We start from the raw sequence: 18447 nt of genomic DNA, 5'->3' as shown, positions 1-18447 counted from the left end.
TGCAATTTGCTAACAGTTCAGTTTATAATCAAAGCAACCGGTTGCACAAAATATTCATAAATTTTACTTATATAAAAAATTCCCATCTACAAAGAAGGAGCGAACAATAAAATGAAAAAGATGTTCTCGTTTGAATTTTGGCAAAAATTTGGTAAAGCTTTAATGGTTGTTATTGCGGTAATGCCAGCCGCTGGATTAATGATTAGTATTGGTAAGATTATCGCATTGGCAGGAGGGGATATTCATCTCGTACTCACAATTGGAAGCGTTGTAGAAAATTTAGGATGGGCAGTCATTACAAACTTGCATATCCTTTTTGCCGCAGCTATCGGAGGTTCGTGGGCAAAAGAAAAAGCAGGTGGTGCCTTTGCAGCACTATTAGCATTTATTCTAATTAATATTACAACCGGTTCCATTTTTGGTGTAACAAGCGATATGTTGCTTGAACCAGATGCAACTACACACACTCTTTTTGGCACTAAGATTTTAGTAAACGGATACTTTACTTCTGTACTAGGCTCTCCCGCTTTAAATATGGGGGTCTTTATCGGAATCATTTCGGGATTTGTTGGAGCGATTGTTTACAATAAGTATTACAACTATCGCAAATTACCAGATGCTTTAGCGTTCTTTAATGGAAAGCGCTTCGTTCCTTTTGTCGTAATCATGTGGTCAGTAATCATCGCTATTATTTTAGCCATCGTTTGGCCAGTTATCCAAACAGGAATCAACCAGTTTGGGTTATGGATTGCAACCAGCAGTGAAACCGCTCCCGTGTTAGCACCCTTTATCTATGGAACTCTTGAACGCTTATTGCTTCCATTCGGACTGCACCATATGTTAACAATTCCAATCAATTACACCGCACTTGGGGGAACATATACTATTATGTCAGGCGTAAATGCAGGGAAAGAAGTTTTTGGTCAAGACCCTCTATGGCTTGCATGGGCAAGTGATTTAGTGAATTTTAAAAATGCTGGCGATACTTCTGCTTATCAACAGTTGTTAACAACTGTTACTCCTGCTCGTTTTAAAGTCGGACAAATGATTGGTTCTTCTGGAACCTTGATGGGTATTGCCTTTGCAATGTACCGTCGTGTTGATTTAGACAAACGTGCAAAATATAAAACTATTTTCTTATCTGCAGCAATCGCTGTCTTTTTAACTGGCGTTACCGAACCTTTAGAATTTATGTTTATGTTTGCAGCACCTGCTTTATACGCTGTTTACGCTGTTATACAAGGTGCTTCATTCGCTTTAGCCGACTTAATTCACTTACGTGTGCATTCTTTTGGTAATCTAGAATTCATCACTCGCTTGCCACTTTCAGTAAAAGCAGGGTTAACGGGGGATGTTATCAATTATGTGATTAGTTGTTTAGTATTCTTTGCCATTTCATATTTTGTTGCTTACTATTTAATTGGACGTTTCAAAATGGCAACTCCTGGACGTAATGGAAATTACATTGACGATAGCAACGGATCTACGGATGGCGAATCTCAACCAAATATCTCTGAGGACCAACAAGTTCAAGGAATTATCAGTGCTTTGGGTGGGGTAGAAAATATTGTCGATGTAGATGCTTGTATGACGCGGCTTCGTGTCACTGTCAAAGATCCAACTTTAGTTGGGACAGAAGCAGAATGGACGATGTTAGGGGCATTGGGTTTAATTAAAAAAGATACTGGAATTCAAGCTGTTTACGGACCAAAAGCAGATGTTTTAAAATCAGATATCAATGACGTGCTAGGTAAGTAATGATGAAAATGTTGACACTTAATACACACAGCTGGCTAGAAGAACATGCTCTTGAAAAATTAGAGCTACTTGTTGAAACGTTAATTCAGAAAAAATATGACGTTATTGCCTTGCAAGAAGTAAACCAATCAATTAACGCTCTTCCTCTTGAAAAAAAGAATCATTTTCATCAGGTTGATAACCAAAAAATACTCCGTCAGGACAATTTTGCTGCCGTACTACAAGAACAATTGGCTAAAAAAGGGCTCCAATATGATTGGACTTGGGTAGCCAATCATATTGGGTATGATCGATTTGATGAAGGCGTCGCCTTACTAAGCTTAACACCAATTGAAGCAACGACTTCTTTTACTATTTCTAATGAAACGGATTATACAAACTATCAAACTAGAAAAGTTATTGGCATCAAAACAACTTTAAACAATCAAACCGCTTGGTTTTATAGCGTTCACTTTGGCTGGTGGAATGACAATAAGAATCCTTTCAAAGAACAATGGGCTACTTTGTTAACAGCCATGCCAGAGCCTAACACACGAACTTTCTTAATGGGAGATTTTAACAGTCCTGCTACAGTCAAAAATGAAGGCTATGACTTAATTTTACATGAAAATTGGCTTGACACTTTTCAACAGGCTAAGGAAAAAGATAGCGGAATAACGGTTCCAGCGGCAATTGATGGTTGGAAAAGTGCCACTGATGCCTTACGAATTGATTATATATTTACAAATCAACCTATCGAAATTAGCTCTTCCGTGGTTATTTTTAACGGAATCAATCAACCTGTAGTATCTGATCACTTCGGCGTTGAAGTTCAATTTAATTTTTAAAACAAAAAAAGTCCGTCTTTCTAATTAAATGGGAAAGACGGTCTTTTCTTTTACAATAGTCTATGGTTTAATTAAAGAACAACCTATTTTTAAAGGAGTTTGCACTATGAGAAATAAATTATGGCCCGCTTGGATTCTCGTTTTAATAATCTATGGCCAACAAGAACTTTCTGTCTTTAAAGAAGAGCGAGCACAACCTATTGAAATAACTTCGGCCACCACCAATGAAGATTCTATAGAATCAAACGATAGTAGTAACTATTCAGAAAAACTTGAGGACACCACACAAAAAACGACACTTCTAGCCGTTCAAAAAATGAAAATCGACTACCGATCCCATCACCAAAAGTTAAAACTGAGTTATCAAGTTCAAAACAATGAAGTGAAAGCTAAAATACAGCAAAATCATGAAAAATCTAAAGGGATAAGAGCTCAAAATAAAATCGAAGATCTTTTCCAATCAACTGACTTTTCTGCCGCAACAGCAGACTCGCTTCTTAAAACTCTTCAAATTGCCTATCAATTACCTGACTACACCAACTATCAAATTGAACTTACTTTACAAGATGGCACTCAGCTTGAATTTGAAAATGACGATTAATCCATGAAAAAAAAGCATTCATTTAAAAATGAATGCTTTTTTATTAAATCAACGCTCAAATAACATTTTGTTTAGCGTTGTTTGCGAATCATATCATATCTTTTAACAGGCGTTGTCACTTTCGTTTTCACAATCATCATCGCATTTGGTGCGCGATCAATCGCTTCATCGTCTTCATTCCATAAAACCTCGATTTTTTGATGACTATGAGTAAAACCAGGACCGTAGAATTCAACGTCGTCCCCAACCCCAAAGTTATTCCGTTGTTGAATGGTCGCAATTTTAGTTTCAGGATCATAGGCTAAGACTTGTCCAATAAACCCATAAGCTGGAATTTTACGACGTTTGCCAAATAGTTGCTCATCTTCGGTTGGAACACCGTAATAAAAACCAGTCGATAATTCTCTTTGCGCGACTTTCCATAATTCATCTTCCCACTCTTGCTTGAAGACATAGTTATCCGGATCCGCGCAATACGTATCAATCGCCTGACGGTAAACATTAGATACTGTCGAAACATAGTGAATTGATTTCATCCGTCCTTCAATTTTCAAACTATCTACGCCGTTTTCTACTAATTCAGGAATATGATGAATCATTGACATATCCACTGCACTCATTGAAAATTCTTCTAAAGGTTGTCCACCTACCAACGATTCACGCTCACCTGAAATCGGCATATCAAATAAATCATATTTCCAGCGACATGATTGCGAACACCCTCCACGATTGGCATCTCGTTGTGACATGTGATTCGATAACACACATCGTCCAGAATACGAAATACACATCGCACCATGAATAAACGCTTCAATCTCAACCTTTGTTTTTGAACGAATTTCTTTTACTTCCTCCATACCAACTTCACGAGCTAAAACTACACGTTCTAGACCTTCTTCACGCCAAAATTCTAACGTTTGGTAGTTCGTTGCAGAAGCTTGAGTAGATAAATGAATCGGCAGGCCCGGCGCTTCTGTCGCACAAATTTCAATCAACGCTGGATCTGAAACAATCACTGCACTAATGCCAATGTCTCGTAACGTTCTAAAAAACTCTCCAGCACCTTTCTCATCGCCTTCATGTGTCACCATATTCGCTGCAACATATACTTTTGCCTTGTATTTTTTGGCAAATTCAACCCCTTCACGCATCTCATCAAAGGTAAAATTACCTGCTCGACTTCTCAAACCATAAGCATCTCCACCAATATAAACGGCATCTGCTCCATAATAAATCGCTGTTTTTAACTTTTCAAGTGTACCTGCGGGGGCAAGAACTTCAGGTTTCTTTTCAATTATTCTCATTTTCATTAGCTCCTTATTATTTCACTTCATTAGGATCTTTTACAAAAAATCCTTCATCTAATTCTCGGTCTGCTGGATGGTGTGTAAGAATTTGCTGATTTAATTCTTCCATTAATGTAGGTGTCCATTGCCCTTTTTCAAAAGCCTCTTTTGCCTTCACAAAAATTTTCGCAATTTCAACAAAAGCTTCACCTTTAGTAAAAATACCGTCAAGCTTCCATTGGGTCATCCCGATATCAACTAGTTTATCCAATTCAGGCAGTAAATTAATATCATTTGTAGCAAAAATATGGGTTCCATTTATATCTTCATAAATAGAATAGTGGGTATCTTTTTTTTTAGGTTCTGAAATAAACAAGCCACGCTCTTTTGACGTATCTTCGTCTTTTTTTATAAAATTAAAGTAGTTTTCTACTAATGGTCGCTTAGATTGATGAATACAAGTAGCGCCATAAACAAGCATCTCAGTCGGTACCGTTACTTGTGGAGCAATTATTTTCAATTCTTCATAGGTAACTTCTCTTGCCAAAACTGCGCCAACTGCGCCCCGCTGTACCCAAAAATTAATTTGTTTGGCACTCGTTACTAAGATTTGGGCATCGTACACATATGGCAACTTAATGTCTTTTGTTTTTAAAATATGAATAATCCCAGGATCGCCTACTGCAATACGGTCTACCCCAATATCCGCTAGAAAGCTTAAATAATCCGGCACAAAATCAATGCGGTCATTATGCATAATCGCGTTCACTGCTACACAAACTTTCACATTATCCTTGTGAGCTAATCGGACTATTTCGCTTAATTCTTCTTTTTTAAATGAGGTCGGCAAACGTAATCCATAAAAATCCTCTCCTACATATAACGTGTTGATTCCCGCTACTATTAGTTCACGAGCTTGCTGGATTGATTCCACTGTTGCAATCAGTTCAATCATTCTTCTTCCTCCTTCAATTTAAATCGTTCTTCCTAAGAAGCCTTATTAAATTGTCTATTTCACGAATTTAAATAGACTAGTCAAAAACTGATGCGCTCGCTATTTATTGAGCAAAAGCTCTATCTAGTCATTATTAAAAATTCACAAAGTTTTCTTATCCTCTAAAAGCCTACCACAGGATTCATTTTCTGCCAACTCTTCTAATCAAAAAAACCTATTTTCTTGTCTGTTCTGTGACATTTTTTTTGTAAAAAAGACTATTAAAATAAGTAGAACTCCTAGTGAAGGAATCCTACTTATTTTAAACTGCTGCTTATTGTTCATGTTCGTCAAATTTTAACTCAATGGTTTTAACGGTATGGTTTTCCAATTCAACTACTTTGAAATGCAAACCTTGATAAGTAAATTCATCACCTATCTCAACGTCATATTTCTGACTTAAAATCCAACCACCAATAGTGTTAACTGAACTTTCATCATCTATTTTTACTTTCGTGATTTTTTCAATCGTTTCAAGTAAAACTTTTCCAGCAACCACATAATGAGAAGCCGTTATTTTTTGAATGTCTGGAATTTCATCAATATCGAATTCATCTCGAATTTCGCCCACTAATTCTTCGAGAATATCTTCAGCAGTTACAAGACCTTCTGTTCCGCCGTATTCATCAAGTAAAATCGCTAAGTGACGATGTTCTTTTTTCATTTTTTCAAGCAAATCACTGATTGGAACAGTTTCCATCACTTGAATAATCGGCTGAATCAGACTTTCAATTGTATCTGTAGGCTTGACATTTTTTTTAACATACGCATGAAATAAGTCCCTTGTATTTAAGACTCCTACAATATCATCCTTTGAATCCTTAATGACAGGATAACGTGTATATTGCTCATTTAATGAAAATTCCGCTGCTTCTTCAATCGTCATTTCACAATTCATTACAACCATTTCTTGTCTAGTAATCATGACTTCATTAGCTAAACGATTGTCAAAATCAAAAACACGGTTTAAATAGTTCAGTTCAGATTGATTAATATCGCCATGCTTGTAGCTTTCTGATGCGATTAAGCGTAATTCTTCCTCACTGTGAGATTCATCGCCTTCACCAGTAAATTCAAATCCTAACATTCTTGATACAGCTCCCGCTGAATGATTTAATCCCCAAATAAATGGATACATCAATTTATAGAAAAAATGCAACGGACGAACAACGAACAAGACAACTTGCTCGGTCTTTGAAATGGCAAATGACTTTGGAACTAATTCTCCTACCACTACATGTAAAAATGTAATAATTGAAAATGAAATAGCAAAAGCTACGACTTTCGTAACAGCGCCTGGAATATTTAAATAAACGAAAATTGGATGAATCGCTGCTTCAACCGTCGACTCCCCAATCCAACCTAATGCCAAAGAAGTCAATGTAATTCCTAATTGACAGGCAGACAGGTACGCATCTAAATGACTGTGTACTTTTTTTGCTAACGGTGCATTTTTAACACCTTCCGTTACCATTTGATCCAAACGACTGGCTCTCATTTTTACTAAAGCGAATTCTGCTGCCACAAAAATTGCAGTTGCTGCAATCAGCAACACAATACCTAAAAATCGAATTGTTAATATCATATTGGGTATAAAACCCCACACCTCCATAAAATTATCTGTAGCTCTATTGTACTATATAAATTCCTGTAAATAAAATTTAATTCCATTCTTATTTTAGCAGTTTTTTCTTTTTTATTTTATTTTTACATTTTCAATTACGTTTTAAAGTTCTATCTATGGTATACTCAAATCCTTAGGTATCGTTTAATTAAATCAATCATTTAGAGGTGGAACTGTTATGTTGCTCATCGGCAATCAAATTATTATTAATTTGGCACTAATTGTCAGCACCGTTTTAACTTGTTATTTCGTAGCATTAAAATTTTCTGGAAATAGTCGCATCTTCAATCAAATTGACCTCACCAATACGCCTTTCTGGGTTATTTTTTTATTTGGTTTTTTTATTGGTCTATCCAGTTTAATTCTGTCAAATAATGAGATTGTGATTTTTAATAGTTTTAAAGTTGATATGCGTTATGTATTTATTTTTTTCTCTGTCATGTATGGGAGTATTCAGCTTGGAGAAATCACAACATGTGTGGTGGTCTTTGGAAAAACCTTACAATACCTTTTAAGTGGTACCGGCGGTTTGTCTTTTTATCTAAATAACATTTTATTAACGTTTTTATTACTCGCTGTTTGTATTTTAGCTAAAAAACAGCAATATTCCTGGAAAAAATCACTTATTGTTTTTTTAAGTTTTTTCATTATTTTACGAATTTTTATTTTTTCTTTTGTCTATGCCCCTCTCTTGCAACCACAAAAACTCCTAAATCTATTTTTCTATTTCCTAATTTTTAGCAGCATTTTCCTTATTACTTACGTCATTATTAATATGGCTGTTTCCGTTACTAATACCATGAATCATTATAAAGCACGAGCTTCGACGGATCATTTAACCGGTCTGTACAATCGTCGTATTTTTAGTGCTGACTTAAGTGATACGTATATTTTAAGTAAAAAATCAAAACAAGCCTTTGCCCTTGGCATTCTTGATATTGATAACTTTAAAATGATTAATGACACGTATGGCCATCAAACAGGAGACCTAGTATTAAAGTATTTAGCAAAACAGATGAATGAAGTTACCCAAAGAAAAGATGTTTACATTTATCGCGTTGGGGGCGAAGAATTTGCGATTTTAACGAGTCTTTCAAAAAAAGAAACCACTCAAATCTTAGCAGAATTTCGTCAGCAATTAATTACTCATCCTTTTATTGAAAATGAGCTTCCTCTTCCTATTACGGTTTCCATTGGCATGACGGAATTTAATTATTTATCTGACACTGATTCCTATGAGGGCAGTGATATTCTATATGTTCGTGCGGACAAAGCTCTTTACGAAGCGAAACGGGCGGGAAAAGATAGATTAGTATGGTTTTAATCAAAAAAAGCCTACTCGAATCATAAATGATTCGAGTAGGCTTTTTCAAGTGAATTATTTTACGATTGAAATCGTTGCTACTGAACGTCCTAAGCTTAACGCTTCAGAAGGTGATCCAACTAAAATATCGATTTTATTTCCTTTGATAGCACCACCTGTATCACACACTTTAGCCATAAAGCTTTCGCCATTGCTTGTTGTAATTGATACAATTGTGTTTAATGGTAATACGCTTGGATCAGCTGCGATAATACGGTAACCATCAGCAGTTGTTGTTTGTCCGCCACGTACATCCGTACCATTCGCCGTAACGCCTGATTGTGAACCATCAAATGCAGTATAATAACTTGCATTAAATGTTCCTGCAGCAACACCTGTTGCTACCGGCGCTTGTGCGACAGTTGTTGCTTCAGTAGTAGTTTCTTCTACCACAGGAGTAGTTGCAACTGCAGGTGTTGAAGTAAGACTCCCACCGTTTATGATTAATTCAGAACCAATTTGTAAAGTTAATGGGTTAATGTTGTTGTTATTAGTGATTAAAGTTTGAACAGATACTCCTGTTTTTTCGCTAACATGAGATAAAGTATCATTCTTTTCGATTTGCCAGTTGCCATTAGGAAGTGCTGCTGCGTCTGCTTGATTTGCTGTTACATATAAACCTGTTACTGCCAAGCTTAATGCTGCTACCGTCGTTACTACTGTTTTCTTGAAATTCATTGAATAAATTCCTCCATCTATTATCTAGTTTCTAGTGTTGTTATTTTTTCGAGAAACATTTGCGTTGCTCGACTCCAATAAGATTAACGTATTCCTTGGGGCTTAAGGTTAACAATCCGTTACAACTCTATGACGACAGTTGATTAAAAGAGGGAAATCCAAACATAATCGTTATTAAACTGAATTTTCTGATAATTTATATATTCATTTTATTTGCATATTAACTAGTCTAAAGCCTTTCATTAAAGTACTTTTCTTATTTTTATTTTTCCATAAAATTTCAACCGTTTTTTTAATACCTTCTTTTTTTTATGTAATATTTTAATGAAAAAAAGAGGATTATTTTTTGAGAAAAATGAAATTCTCCTTTTACCTATAAAAACACTACCTAATATTACATTTATATTACAAAAATTTCGTATAAAAAAGCGATTTCTACTATTTTTCTAACGTTTATGATAATATTTCTAGCATATTTGGTAGGTTTCTATTTATACTATCGAATAAATAGCTCCTCTATTTTTTTTCAGTTATAATAGAAGGAAATGAAACGAAAGGATCGATTCACTTTGACTATTTTTATCGACGGCGACGCTTGTCCAGTCAAATCTATTATTATTGACGAAGGAACTGAACAACATTTTCAAATTACTATTGTCACTAGTATTTCTCATTTTTCAACCGTTCAACAACCACCTAATGTCAATACAATTTATGTAGACAACGGGGCTGAAGCTGCTGATTATCGGATTATGCAACTTGTAAAAAAAGACGATGTACTCATCACGCAAGACTACGGCTTAGCTTCATTAGCCTTAGCTAAAGGATGTATCGTTCTACACCATACCGGATTTCAATATACCATGGACAACATCGATCAGTTATTACAATCTCGTTATTTAAGTGCAATGGTTCGAAAAAGTGGCAAGCGAACCAAAGGACCTAAACCTTTTACGAAAGAAGATGCTTCGAATTTCAGAGAAAACTTCTTGGTTATTTTATCAAGACAATCAAATAACTAGTAACGTTATTGAATAGAGCGATTGGCTCCCCACTTTAAAACAAAGCAATTTTATTGTATGATTAGTTTACTTATCTTATGAGGAGTCAATTAAATGTTTACTATTTTTAAAGTTATCATCTCAGACTTTTCAATCTTAATAACTGCTTCTTATCTTTTTTCAAAGTTAACTAAAAAAGGTGTTAATTCTGAACTAAAATTTTTTAAGAAAATCCAATTTGGTATCTATAGTGGTATTACCGGAATTTTATTACTAGTTTTTTCAATCTTCTTTAATAATGAATTTATGATTGACTTGCGCCTAGTTCCAATTGTAATATGTAGTTTTTGGGTAGGAGGAATTTCTCCTTTTGTAGCCAGTGTCATTATTGGATCTGGTCGTTATTTTTATGATTTTTCTGATAAAGGTTTTCGTTTTTTTATTTTGTATCTCTTAATTGGCATTAGCCAAATTTTTATTAGTCATTTATTTAAAGAGTATTCTCCAGCTAAACGACTCTTCTTAATTTTTGCTACTATTCAAATACCTGTTATTTTAAACTTTCTTTCCTACTCAGGTAATTCTTGGGCTAATTGGCTGCTTATTCTTGCTTCGGTCAGCTACAATACCATTGGAATTATTCTGAACAATCAATTTTTAAAAGATATGGAAGATCGAAAAGTATCCTATCAAAAATTGGAAAAAGCTTCTACTATTGACTATTTAACTAAAATTCCAAATCGCTTTTCTTTTGATAATCAATTAAAAAAAGATTTAAGTGAACAAGAATCGACTATTTTATTTCTTTTAGATATTAATAACTTTAAAAAAATCAATGATCTCTATGGCCATGCGACTGGGGATGAAGTTTTAATTCATTTTTCAGCAATTTTAAATGAACATCCACAAATTAATAGTCGTATTTATCGTCTAGGTGGCGATGAGTTTGCGATTTTACTTCCCAAACGTGATCTTCACGCTTCAATTGAAGATTTTCGTTTCTTAATCAAATCATTGATACAAGAGAACCCTTATGTTGAAGAGGGGTATGAATTAATTCCTTTATCTACTTCAGTTGGAATCGGTGTATCTGATGTGGAAAGTAACAGCGGTTTGTTGTATATTTCTGCAGATAAAGACTTGTATCATGACAAAGCACAACATAAAATTTAATTGGAGGAATCGCTATGATTACGAATATTGGTCAAATAATGCTTTACGTTGAAGATCAAAAAGCAGTTGCTGAATTTTGGGTAAACAAAATTGGGTTTATTATCTTAGCAGAGGAAAAAGCAGATAATGGCTTTTATTGGATTGAAATTGCGCCTACAAAAGAAGCAACCACAAGCTTAGTGCTACACAATAAGGAAATGATTGCAAAAATGCAACCTGAACTAAACTTAGCGACTCCTTCTCTACTATTTGATTCGTTTAATCTTGATGAGACCTATCAACAGTTTAAAGAAAAGGGTGTTACTGTAGGTGAGTTGGTTTCAATGCCTGGGCGCCGTGCGTTTAACTTTTCTGATAACGAAGGCAATTATTTTGCAATTCAAGAGACGTAAAAAAAGCTATTAAACATAAGAAATGTAAAATTTCTTTGTTTAATAGCTTTTTCTTTAGCTTATCAGCCTCATATAACTGTTTGGACTAGTTTGTTGCTGATAATAATTCAAATTTACTGTAATCTTGCATTTTTAAGTTTGCAACAAAATCAGCATTGCTTGAATCTACAGAAGCCGTTGCACCTTTATTAACACTAAATGATGAACCTTTGATATTCCATGTTGTTTGTACGGCACCTTGACGGTCGTAAACACGTACTCTACTTGGTTTATCAATTGCTACAGTTGTTTTCAATGATGTTTTTGTAAATAGTGGTGCTGCAAGATTAGTATTTTCAATCACAACTGATTTAGAACGATCAATGTTGAACGCTGTATCCGTTGCACTTGAAATGACGCCAGTTTTAGCTGCACCCACAACATTGAATGTTGCACCTCTAGAAAGGTTCACTTGTGATCCACCTTTTGGTAAAGTTAACGTTTGTTTTGTAGCACTTGTTGATTGGAAATCGACAACTGCTTTTGAACCTGCATTAATTTCTGCTACTTCGCCTTTAAGAGATTTTGTCATTGTTGCTACAGGACCTTCTGCTACAATTTTAACTGAAGCATTGTCTTCAACCATAATTTTATTGATGTAACCGCCAAATACAGGGTGAAGTTTGTTTTTTACTTCTAAATCAACAACTGCACCATTTTTTACAATTGCTTGTCCATCTGCTACTTTAAATTTGAAGGCAGCACGGTCATGTACACTGTTTGATGCCACACCTGTTACTTTAGAGTTTTCAGCAAAAACTACATTTTTTACCCAACCAATTTCATCTTCTGTATCAAATGAATTTTCGCCTTCGAATGTCAAAGTTCCTTTGTCTAATTGAACAAATGTTTCTCCATTAAAAACATTATCTTTTGACACGAAATCCCAGCCAAGACATCCTTTAAAGAATGTTCCTAATGAGCGTTTTGTTACACTAACATCTGCTCCTGTTAACGTAAATGTTGCTGAATTTTTTGAAGAAATTGCTGCTGAGATGTAATACTTGTTTAAATTGATGGTCACTCCTGGATTTGAATACATCTGAATATCACGCATTGGAACACCTGTAATTGCTCCTGTAAATTCAATATTATCTGCAACTTCAATTGCTGTAACTGAAGCATTTTTTAAAGCTGCTTTTAGTTCAGCAAAATTGGTTACAACTGTTGCACCTTCAACTTTAACAACCTCTTCAGTTGCTACGCCCTCTGCTTGTGCTGCTTGTTGCGCTAACACTGCCCCTGCAGTTGTTGCTAGCATTGCAATCAATGCTACTTTTGTAAATCCTTTTCTCAAATGAATCTTTTTCACTACTATTCTCCCCTTTTCTTTGTATATTAAAGTACTTTGAAACCATAATATAACACGTATTTCTGAATTTGAATTTTAAATATTTGTTGGTTTTTAACAAAAAAAATAAAGCTCATTTTCATCGATTTACAGTTCTTCGATAAAATGACTTTATAAGACTCTTATTGGTTAACCTCTACCAACCTTTTCTTTTATTCTATAGTCAAATAAATAATAAGACCACTTAACACGACTAGTATAAATACAATAACTAGTAACTGCCGATAGAATTTTTTTGTTTCAGTTTGATAAGACTCATAGGTATAATGTGCAATTATTTTTTGGTTTTCACTCTTTTCTTCAATTTCGTATTCAATTGGGAGATTCTCGGAAAATACAGTATTTGATACTGTAAAAAAAGCGACGATTGCAAATACAGTCAGCCATTTCTTCATTTGTTCTCATTCCCATCCCTAATTCGTTTATTAGTTTCTTCCTTTTATTAAAGCATTCTAATTTTATTGTTTCAATAGAAGAAGGACGCTTTCCTTTTTCTGTTAATTCCCAATACTTAGGAAAAATAAAAAAACTTCAACCAACATGCTGTTGATTGAAGCTCATAAGTTAATTTAATCCATGTAATTTTTGATACAAGTCTTTTGCATAACTATCCGTCATCCCACAAATAAAGTCGGTAATCAGTAGCAGGCGCAAATACAGTTTAGTCGTATCATCTTGCCCTTCCGCATTTTTGAAGTAACAACCAATATAGTTATCTGAAATCAACGCCATTAATCGTTTGCTTTTCATTGTTTCCAAATGACTATTTTTGCTATCATAATAAATCGCTGCTGGTACAAACATATCTAATAGCGAGCTAATGATTTCACTTCCTGCTAACTCTGTTTCCAGTACTCCTTTATCTTGGTAAAGATACTTTCTTGATAACTGCTGTAAAATTTGAACAAGTTGTTTTGCTTCCGAAGCATCTATTAATGACTCATTAAAGGTACCTTCCATAATTTCAAAATAATGCTCATAAAAAACTTCCAATGAACGATTAATCAGTTGACCTCTTAGACTTGATGCAATCCACTGCTGACCAGTAAAACTGTCGTCATGATCCTTATAACGTTCGCTTCGCTTAATAAGTTCTTGGTGAACAGTAGCGGTCACTCTGTTAGGCTCTTCTACCGCTTCGAACTCTTCTAACATTTGAGCAACTGTTACGATTCCTTTTTTCATGCCGTCTTCTAAATCTGCATTTAAATATGCAATATCATCTGCTACTTCTAGCAAATAAGTTAATGGGTGTCTTTTACTTCTAGCACCTGTTGAATTCGTCACATCTTCAAACAATTCTTGATCTGCATAAAAATACCCCATTTTTTTACTTCTTATCTCTTTTTTAGAAATCTCTAACGAAGAAACTGGGTACTTCATAATACTGTTCAAGGTTGCATAGGTTAAATTCATACCATAATCATCGAATTGATAGTGCAACTTAGAAACTACTCGTAGCACTTGTGCATTCCCTTCAAAGTTGAAAAAATCTTGTTGCATTTGTGGCTCTAAAATATCTGAAATAAAATGATCTCCATAAGCTAATTGATCCATATTTAACTGGAACCATTCTCGAATTGATTCTTCACCAAAATGACCAAATGGCGGATTGCCCATATCATGCAATAAACCTGCACAAGATAGTACTTCCGGTATCTTTTCAGCATGTTCTTTTGTGAGTTCTGGATCTAACCCTGTTTCTAATAAGTGATAAGCTACCATACTTCCCATTGACTTCGCAATCGTTGAAACTTCTATTGAATGTGTTAATCGAGTCCGTATGAAATCACTTTTTTCTAAAGGGAATACTTGTGTTTTATCTTGCAATCGTCTAAATGAAGCACTCATTACAATTCGTTGATAATCATTTTCAAATGCGCTTCGCACATCTTTTGACTTTGCGTAATTGACGTTCGTTTTTCTACGACGCTCGTCATCTAATAGTTGATCCCAATTCATTTTCACTTGGTTCACTCCTTTTTCGCTCTCTTGAATTATATCATAATTTTTGTAAAAAAAAATAAAGCTTTTGGATGGGCAATACACAAGCGAATATAAATCATATTATTTAAAAAATCAGATATTTTTAAAAATGATTCTATTGTATTCAATTTGAATTTTCTAAATAACAGTAAAATTTAAATAACGACATTATTTATAAAACGTGTTATACTAATTTTTTAGAGGTTTCACAAGCATATTAAAAGGGCTCCCTATACTTATTTCATTCCTTATAAAGGCTCCACGTAGTCATTAGTCTTATCCAAAGTTTATTCTAGCAACATTTTCGAAAGGTGATTTTATGATTTATCTACTGTTCTTTTACCCTATTTTTATGAGTTTAATTTGGATTGTTTTTTCGATTGTTTTTTTTATCAAAAGTGAAGTTAGTTTTAAAAAGAAGACTACTTCTAAGCCATTTATATCTATTTTAATCCCTTGCTACAATGAGGAGGCACATATTGATAAGACGATCAATCAATTATTAACTACCATTGACTATCCAAACTACGAGATTATCACGATCAACGATGGCTCTTCTGACAATACATTGAAACATTTAATCAATTTAACGAATCAGTATCAAAATATTCGTGTTTGTAATGTTGAAACCAATTTAGGAAAAGCACATGCCTTGATTCAAGGAGCTATTTTTAGCAAAGCTGAATTTTTACTTTGTTTAGATGCTGATGCAACAGTTGATAAACATGCACTTCACGCAATGGTTCAAAATTTTTTAGGGAAATCGAATCAGGATGTTGGTGCTGTGACGGGAAATCCTATTGTCAAAAATCGAAAAACATTTATTGGAAAAATCCAAACCGTAGAATTTCTTTCAATTATTGGTCTTATTAAGCGAGCACAATCAATTTTTGGTACGTTAAATACCGTTTCGGGTGTCTGTGTCATGTTTCGTAAAGGAGCATTGCTTGATGTTGGTTGGTGGGATCAAGAATGCATTACTGAAGATATTTCCATTACTTGGCGATTGCAGCGTAAACATTGGCGGATTCTATTTGAACCAGATGCCGTTTGTTGGATGCTTGTTCCAGAAAAACTAAGCAGCCTGTTTAAACAACGACTTCGTTGGTCTCAAGGTGGAATTGAAGTGCTATTGAAAAATGCGGATATCTTTTTAGAGCGTCAGTTTAATTTTGGTTTGATTGTGTTGTATTTAGAGCAACTTTCCAGCATTATTTGGTCGATTTTATGGTATAGCTTATTACCTGTTATTTTGGCAAAAGGGATTATTTTTCGAGATATTCAAATGATTACATTGATTTTAACTGTGATTATTACTGTATTCTCTATTTTTCAATACCTATTGTCGATTTTTATTAATTTGAAGTATGATTTTAAACTGTTAGGAACCTCTTTTTTTGCTATTTGGTACATTTTATTGTATTGGGTTATTAATCCGATTACGTTGTTAATCGCCATTCCGTACGGGATTCGAACGTACTTGAAAGGTGGACAAGCAGTTTGGGAAAGTCCTGACCGAGGAGGTGGAAATGGATGAAGAGTCGAAGAAGCTTGAGTTTTATTATGCAAGTCGGTAGCTCTGTTGCTCTTTATTGGGTGATTTTGAAGATTTGTAAAGTTCCTTTTGCTGTTTTTAATTACTATTTTATTGGAAAAAACAGTTATCTTACACAAGTACCCGCAATTAAGCTTGAGGATTTACTCTTTTCTGTTACAATTTTACAACTTATTTTTACTCTTATAAAATTTATTTTCTTTCTTGGATGCTACTTTCCATTAATGAATTTTATAAAACGGACATTCCTAAGTCCTAAAAAAAGACCGATGGTACCTACAACTAGTAACGCAGATATGGGGGCATTCTTTGCGAAATCACATACTTATTTTAGTACCATGAAACAACAAAAACGCTACACTATTCCTCAAAAGGACGAGCTGCCTAATGAGAAAATGCACGTATTAACTGAAAAAAAACAAGTAGCTTGATAACTACTATAGGGGAGTTTTATTTTATGAAAAAAAAGATTTTTGTTTTACTAATGTTAAGCCTATGCTTTATCCTTTCATTTGCTATTATTCGAAATTACGTAAATGCAATCGACCGCGATACGGTTGAAAAAAATTACCAAAACTACCAATTTTCAAAATTCATTGACGATATCAGCTTTAAAAACAACGAAATAAGTAAAGAGTATCGTTTATCAGACATGGTGAAATTACAATATACTTGGAGCCTAACTGACCAGAAAAAAGGAGATGAGTTAGTTTACACTATTCCTAAAGAAATGTATATTGTCAACGATTTAAATTTCAGTTTGCTTACAAATAAGGGAGAAAAAATTGGTGAAATTTATTTATTTAGTGAAACAAATCAATTAAAAATCAAATTCACAGATCCTGATAACTTGATGGAAACTAAGAATAAAATGAAAGGAATTTTCTACTTTACCGTTAAGCTATCTCCTGAGTCTTGGAATAAAGTCAACGAAAAAACAATTGAATTTCCTATGGGAGAAAACGAAAAAAAATTAACAATTAAAATCAAAAAAGAAGATACTCCTCTTAAAAACGAGTTGATAAACGGTTGGGGCATGTACAATAAACAAGAAAAATTAGTCGATTGGAATCTTCGGATCAATTATGCTGAAAAAGTAATGCCCGACGCTTCGATTAAGATTATGATCGGCAACAAAAATGAAATTGATACTGATAGTTTCCAATTATTTGAAATTAAAAACAATGATTTAGTTAAAACATCCAAAGAAATCAAACAATCGGTTGTTGATGGTAAACTTATACTATCTATTAAAGACGTAACAAAACCTTATCTAATTGCTTTTAAAGCAAGCAACAGCACTAACCAAGCAACCTTATCTGCTACACTTTCAAATTATTCTAATCAACTTGCTGAAACTGGAGAATTAACTGCTTTTTATCCGACCGGTGCTAGCATTTTAAACGACGCTTCATGAGTACATCTAAAATTATCAAAAGTTTTTTACTCTACGATTTTTATATTTTTGCTTCCTATGTATTAACAAAAACCGTCTTCAACGAATTTTATACTGAATTCCCAAAAAACAATGTCTTCTTTTCATTGTTTTTTGGGATGGTTTTTACTAGCATCATTCTCTTAACCAATAAAAAATTAAATCCAATTCGAAAAGAATTATTCCCTGTTTTAATAGTAATTTATTTTTCTTTTCTACTATATAACAGTTTTTTTAGAGCTGATGAGCTTCTCCATAGATCCCTTCACCTAAGTGAGTGGCTAATTGAAACACTTTTTTTTATTCCACTTGGCGGTTTTTTTTATCGAGGAAACTCTATTTCTATTTTTATAAAAATGCTTTTTTTAATTTTTATTATGTTTC

Annotated in this window: 16 protein-coding genes and 1 pseudogene; 10 read left to right on the top strand and 7 right to left on the bottom strand. The window is 34.0% G+C overall.

Going from position 1 to position 18447, the window contains the following annotated elements:
* Positions 1–111: 111 nt before the first annotated feature.
* From BR52_RS11725 to BR52_RS11715, 3 genes and pseudogenes are all read left to right on the top strand, one after another.
* A pseudogene (locus tag BR52_RS11725) lies at positions 112–1749 on the top strand (PTS transporter subunit IIBC); the annotation flags it as partial.
* Between the two features lie 17 nt (positions 1750–1766).
* Entirely contained in the window at positions 1767–2585 is an 819-nt protein-coding gene (locus tag BR52_RS11720; RefSeq protein ID WP_244266943.1) for an endonuclease/exonuclease/phosphatase family protein, read from the top strand.
* Between the two features lie 106 nt (positions 2586–2691).
* On the top strand, positions 2692–3186 hold the full coding sequence (locus BR52_RS11715; protein ID WP_034573034.1) for a YusW family protein: 495 nt from the start codon (positions 2692–2694) through the stop codon (positions 3184–3186).
* Between the two features lie 71 nt (positions 3187–3257).
* Here the strand turns inward: BR52_RS11715 and BR52_RS11710 are convergent, their stop codons facing one another.
* The 3 genes from BR52_RS11710 to BR52_RS11700 form a co-directional block, all read right to left on the bottom strand.
* Positions 3258–4490 carry a peptidase U32 family protein gene (locus BR52_RS11710; protein ID WP_115588689.1) on the bottom strand — a complete coding sequence of 411 codons (1233 nt, stop codon included), beginning with the start codon at positions 4488–4490 and terminating at the stop codon, positions 3258–3260.
* Positions 4491–4506: 16 nt separating this feature from the next.
* On the bottom strand, positions 4507–5427 hold the full coding sequence (locus BR52_RS11705; protein WP_034573029.1) for a peptidase U32 family protein: 921 nt from the start codon (positions 5425–5427) through the stop codon (positions 4507–4509).
* Positions 5428–5740: 313 nt separating this feature from the next.
* Entirely contained in the window at positions 5741–7051 is a 1311-nt protein-coding gene (locus BR52_RS11700) for a hemolysin family protein (protein WP_034573025.1), read from the bottom strand.
* A 217-nt stretch (positions 7052–7268) separates the two neighbouring features.
* Between BR52_RS11700 and BR52_RS11695 the strand changes: the two genes are divergently transcribed.
* Positions 7269–8414: a GGDEF domain-containing protein gene (locus tag BR52_RS11695; RefSeq protein WP_034573023.1), complete on the top strand. Its 1146-nt coding sequence runs from the start codon at positions 7269–7271 to the stop codon at positions 8412–8414.
* A gap of 54 nt (positions 8415–8468) precedes the next feature.
* On the opposite strand, the gene BR52_RS11690 is transcribed toward BR52_RS11695, so the two are convergent.
* Positions 8469–9131: a 3D domain-containing protein gene (locus BR52_RS11690; protein ID WP_034573020.1), complete on the bottom strand. Its 663-nt coding sequence runs from the start codon at positions 9129–9131 to the stop codon at positions 8469–8471.
* A gap of 569 nt (positions 9132–9700) precedes the next feature.
* Here BR52_RS11690 and BR52_RS11685 point away from each other — a divergent pair.
* The 3 genes from BR52_RS11685 (at position 9701) to BR52_RS11675 (ending at position 11697) form a co-directional block, all read left to right on the top strand.
* Positions 9701–10153: a YaiI/YqxD family protein gene (locus tag BR52_RS11685; RefSeq protein ID WP_034573921.1), complete on the top strand. Its 453-nt coding sequence runs from the start codon at positions 9701–9703 to the stop codon at positions 10151–10153.
* Between the two features lie 93 nt (positions 10154–10246).
* Positions 10247–11305 (top strand): GGDEF domain-containing protein, encoded by a 1059-nt coding sequence (locus BR52_RS11680; RefSeq protein WP_034573018.1) that lies wholly within the window; start codon positions 10247–10249, stop codon positions 11303–11305.
* Between the two features lie 14 nt (positions 11306–11319).
* A complete protein-coding gene (locus BR52_RS11675; RefSeq protein WP_034573016.1) occupies positions 11320–11697 on the top strand; it encodes a VOC family protein in 378 nt (125 codons plus the stop codon).
* 85 nt (positions 11698–11782) lie between these two features.
* Here the strand turns inward: BR52_RS11675 and BR52_RS11670 are convergent, their stop codons facing one another.
* The 3 genes from BR52_RS11670 to BR52_RS11660 all read right to left on the bottom strand — a co-directional run bounded on the left by BR52_RS11670 (position 11783) and on the right by BR52_RS11660 (position 15049).
* Positions 11783–13048: a pectate lyase-like adhesive domain-containing protein gene (locus BR52_RS11670; RefSeq protein WP_034573013.1), complete on the bottom strand. Its 1266-nt coding sequence runs from the start codon at positions 13046–13048 to the stop codon at positions 11783–11785.
* Positions 13049–13239: 191 nt separating this feature from the next.
* Positions 13240–13482, bottom strand: coding sequence for a hypothetical protein (locus BR52_RS11665; RefSeq protein WP_034573010.1), 243 nt, complete (start codon positions 13480–13482; stop codon positions 13240–13242).
* A gap of 169 nt (positions 13483–13651) precedes the next feature.
* On the bottom strand, positions 13652–15049 hold the full coding sequence (locus BR52_RS11660; RefSeq protein ID WP_034573919.1) for a deoxyguanosinetriphosphate triphosphohydrolase: 1398 nt from the start codon (positions 15047–15049) through the stop codon (positions 13652–13654).
* A gap of 343 nt (positions 15050–15392) precedes the next feature.
* Here BR52_RS11660 and pgaC point away from each other — a divergent pair, with 343 nt between their 5' ends.
* Genes pgaC through BR52_RS11645 form a run of 3 tightly spaced genes read left to right on the top strand, consistent with a single transcriptional unit; the run spans position 15393 to position 18045 of the window.
* Positions 15393–16610: a poly-beta-1,6-N-acetyl-D-glucosamine synthase gene (gene pgaC, locus BR52_RS11655; RefSeq protein WP_034573007.1), complete on the top strand. Its 1218-nt coding sequence runs from the start codon at positions 15393–15395 to the stop codon at positions 16608–16610.
* Positions 16607–17059 (top strand): hypothetical protein, encoded by a 453-nt coding sequence (locus BR52_RS11650; RefSeq protein ID WP_034573004.1) that lies wholly within the window; start codon positions 16607–16609, stop codon positions 17057–17059. Before pgaC ends, BR52_RS11650 begins: the two co-directional genes overlap by 4 nt.
* 26 nt (positions 17060–17085) lie before the next feature.
* The gene (locus BR52_RS11645; RefSeq protein ID WP_034573001.1) at positions 17086–18045 is read left to right on the top strand and encodes a collagen binding domain-containing protein; all 960 of its coding nucleotides are present in this window, start codon (positions 17086–17088) and stop codon (positions 18043–18045) included.
* Positions 18046–18447 lie beyond the last annotated feature (402 nt).

Origin of the sequence: Carnobacterium divergens DSM 20623 (assembly GCF_000744255.1) — a bacterium.
Classification (GTDB): Bacteria; Bacillota; Bacilli; order Lactobacillales; family Carnobacteriaceae; genus Carnobacterium; species Carnobacterium divergens.
The sequence above is the reverse complement of the archived record's forward strand: the minus strand, read 5'-3'. Positions and strand labels throughout refer to the sequence as shown.

Excerpts from the sequence above, each read along its gene's own strand:
- BR52_RS11720 (WP_244266943.1), top strand. The coding sequence starts at position 1,767 with ATGTTGACACTTAATACACACAGCTGGCTAGAAGAACATGCTCTTGAA.
- BR52_RS11715 (WP_034573034.1), top strand. The coding sequence starts at position 2,692 with ATGAGAAATAAATTATGGCCCGCTTGGATTCTCGTTTTAATAATCTAT.
- BR52_RS11710 (WP_115588689.1), bottom strand. The coding sequence starts at position 4,490 with ATGAGAATAATTGAAAAGAAACCTGAAGTTCTTGCCCCCGCAGGTACA.
- BR52_RS11705 (WP_034573029.1), bottom strand. The coding sequence starts at position 5,427 with ATGATTGAACTGATTGCAACAGTGGAATCAATCCAGCAAGCTCGTGAA.
- BR52_RS11700 (WP_034573025.1), bottom strand. The coding sequence starts at position 7,051 with ATGATATTAACAATTCGATTTTTAGGTATTGTGTTGCTGATTGCAGCA.
- BR52_RS11695 (WP_034573023.1), top strand. The coding sequence starts at position 7,269 with ATGTTGCTCATCGGCAATCAAATTATTATTAATTTGGCACTAATTGTC.
- BR52_RS11690 (WP_034573020.1), bottom strand. The coding sequence starts at position 9,131 with ATGAATTTCAAGAAAACAGTAGTAACGACGGTAGCAGCATTAAGCTTG.
- BR52_RS11680 (WP_034573018.1), top strand. The coding sequence starts at position 10,247 with ATGTTTACTATTTTTAAAGTTATCATCTCAGACTTTTCAATCTTAATA.
- BR52_RS11675 (WP_034573016.1), top strand. The coding sequence starts at position 11,320 with ATGATTACGAATATTGGTCAAATAATGCTTTACGTTGAAGATCAAAAA.
- BR52_RS11665 (WP_034573010.1), bottom strand. The coding sequence starts at position 13,482 with ATGAAGAAATGGCTGACTGTATTTGCAATCGTCGCTTTTTTTACAGTA.
- BR52_RS11660 (WP_034573919.1), bottom strand. The coding sequence starts at position 15,049 with ATGAATTGGGATCAACTATTAGATGACGAGCGTCGTAGAAAAACGAAC.
- pgaC (WP_034573007.1), top strand. The coding sequence starts at position 15,393 with ATGATTTATCTACTGTTCTTTTACCCTATTTTTATGAGTTTAATTTGG.
- BR52_RS11650 (WP_034573004.1), top strand. The coding sequence starts at position 16,607 with ATGAAGAGTCGAAGAAGCTTGAGTTTTATTATGCAAGTCGGTAGCTCT.
- BR52_RS11645 (WP_034573001.1), top strand. The coding sequence starts at position 17,086 with ATGAAAAAAAAGATTTTTGTTTTACTAATGTTAAGCCTATGCTTTATC.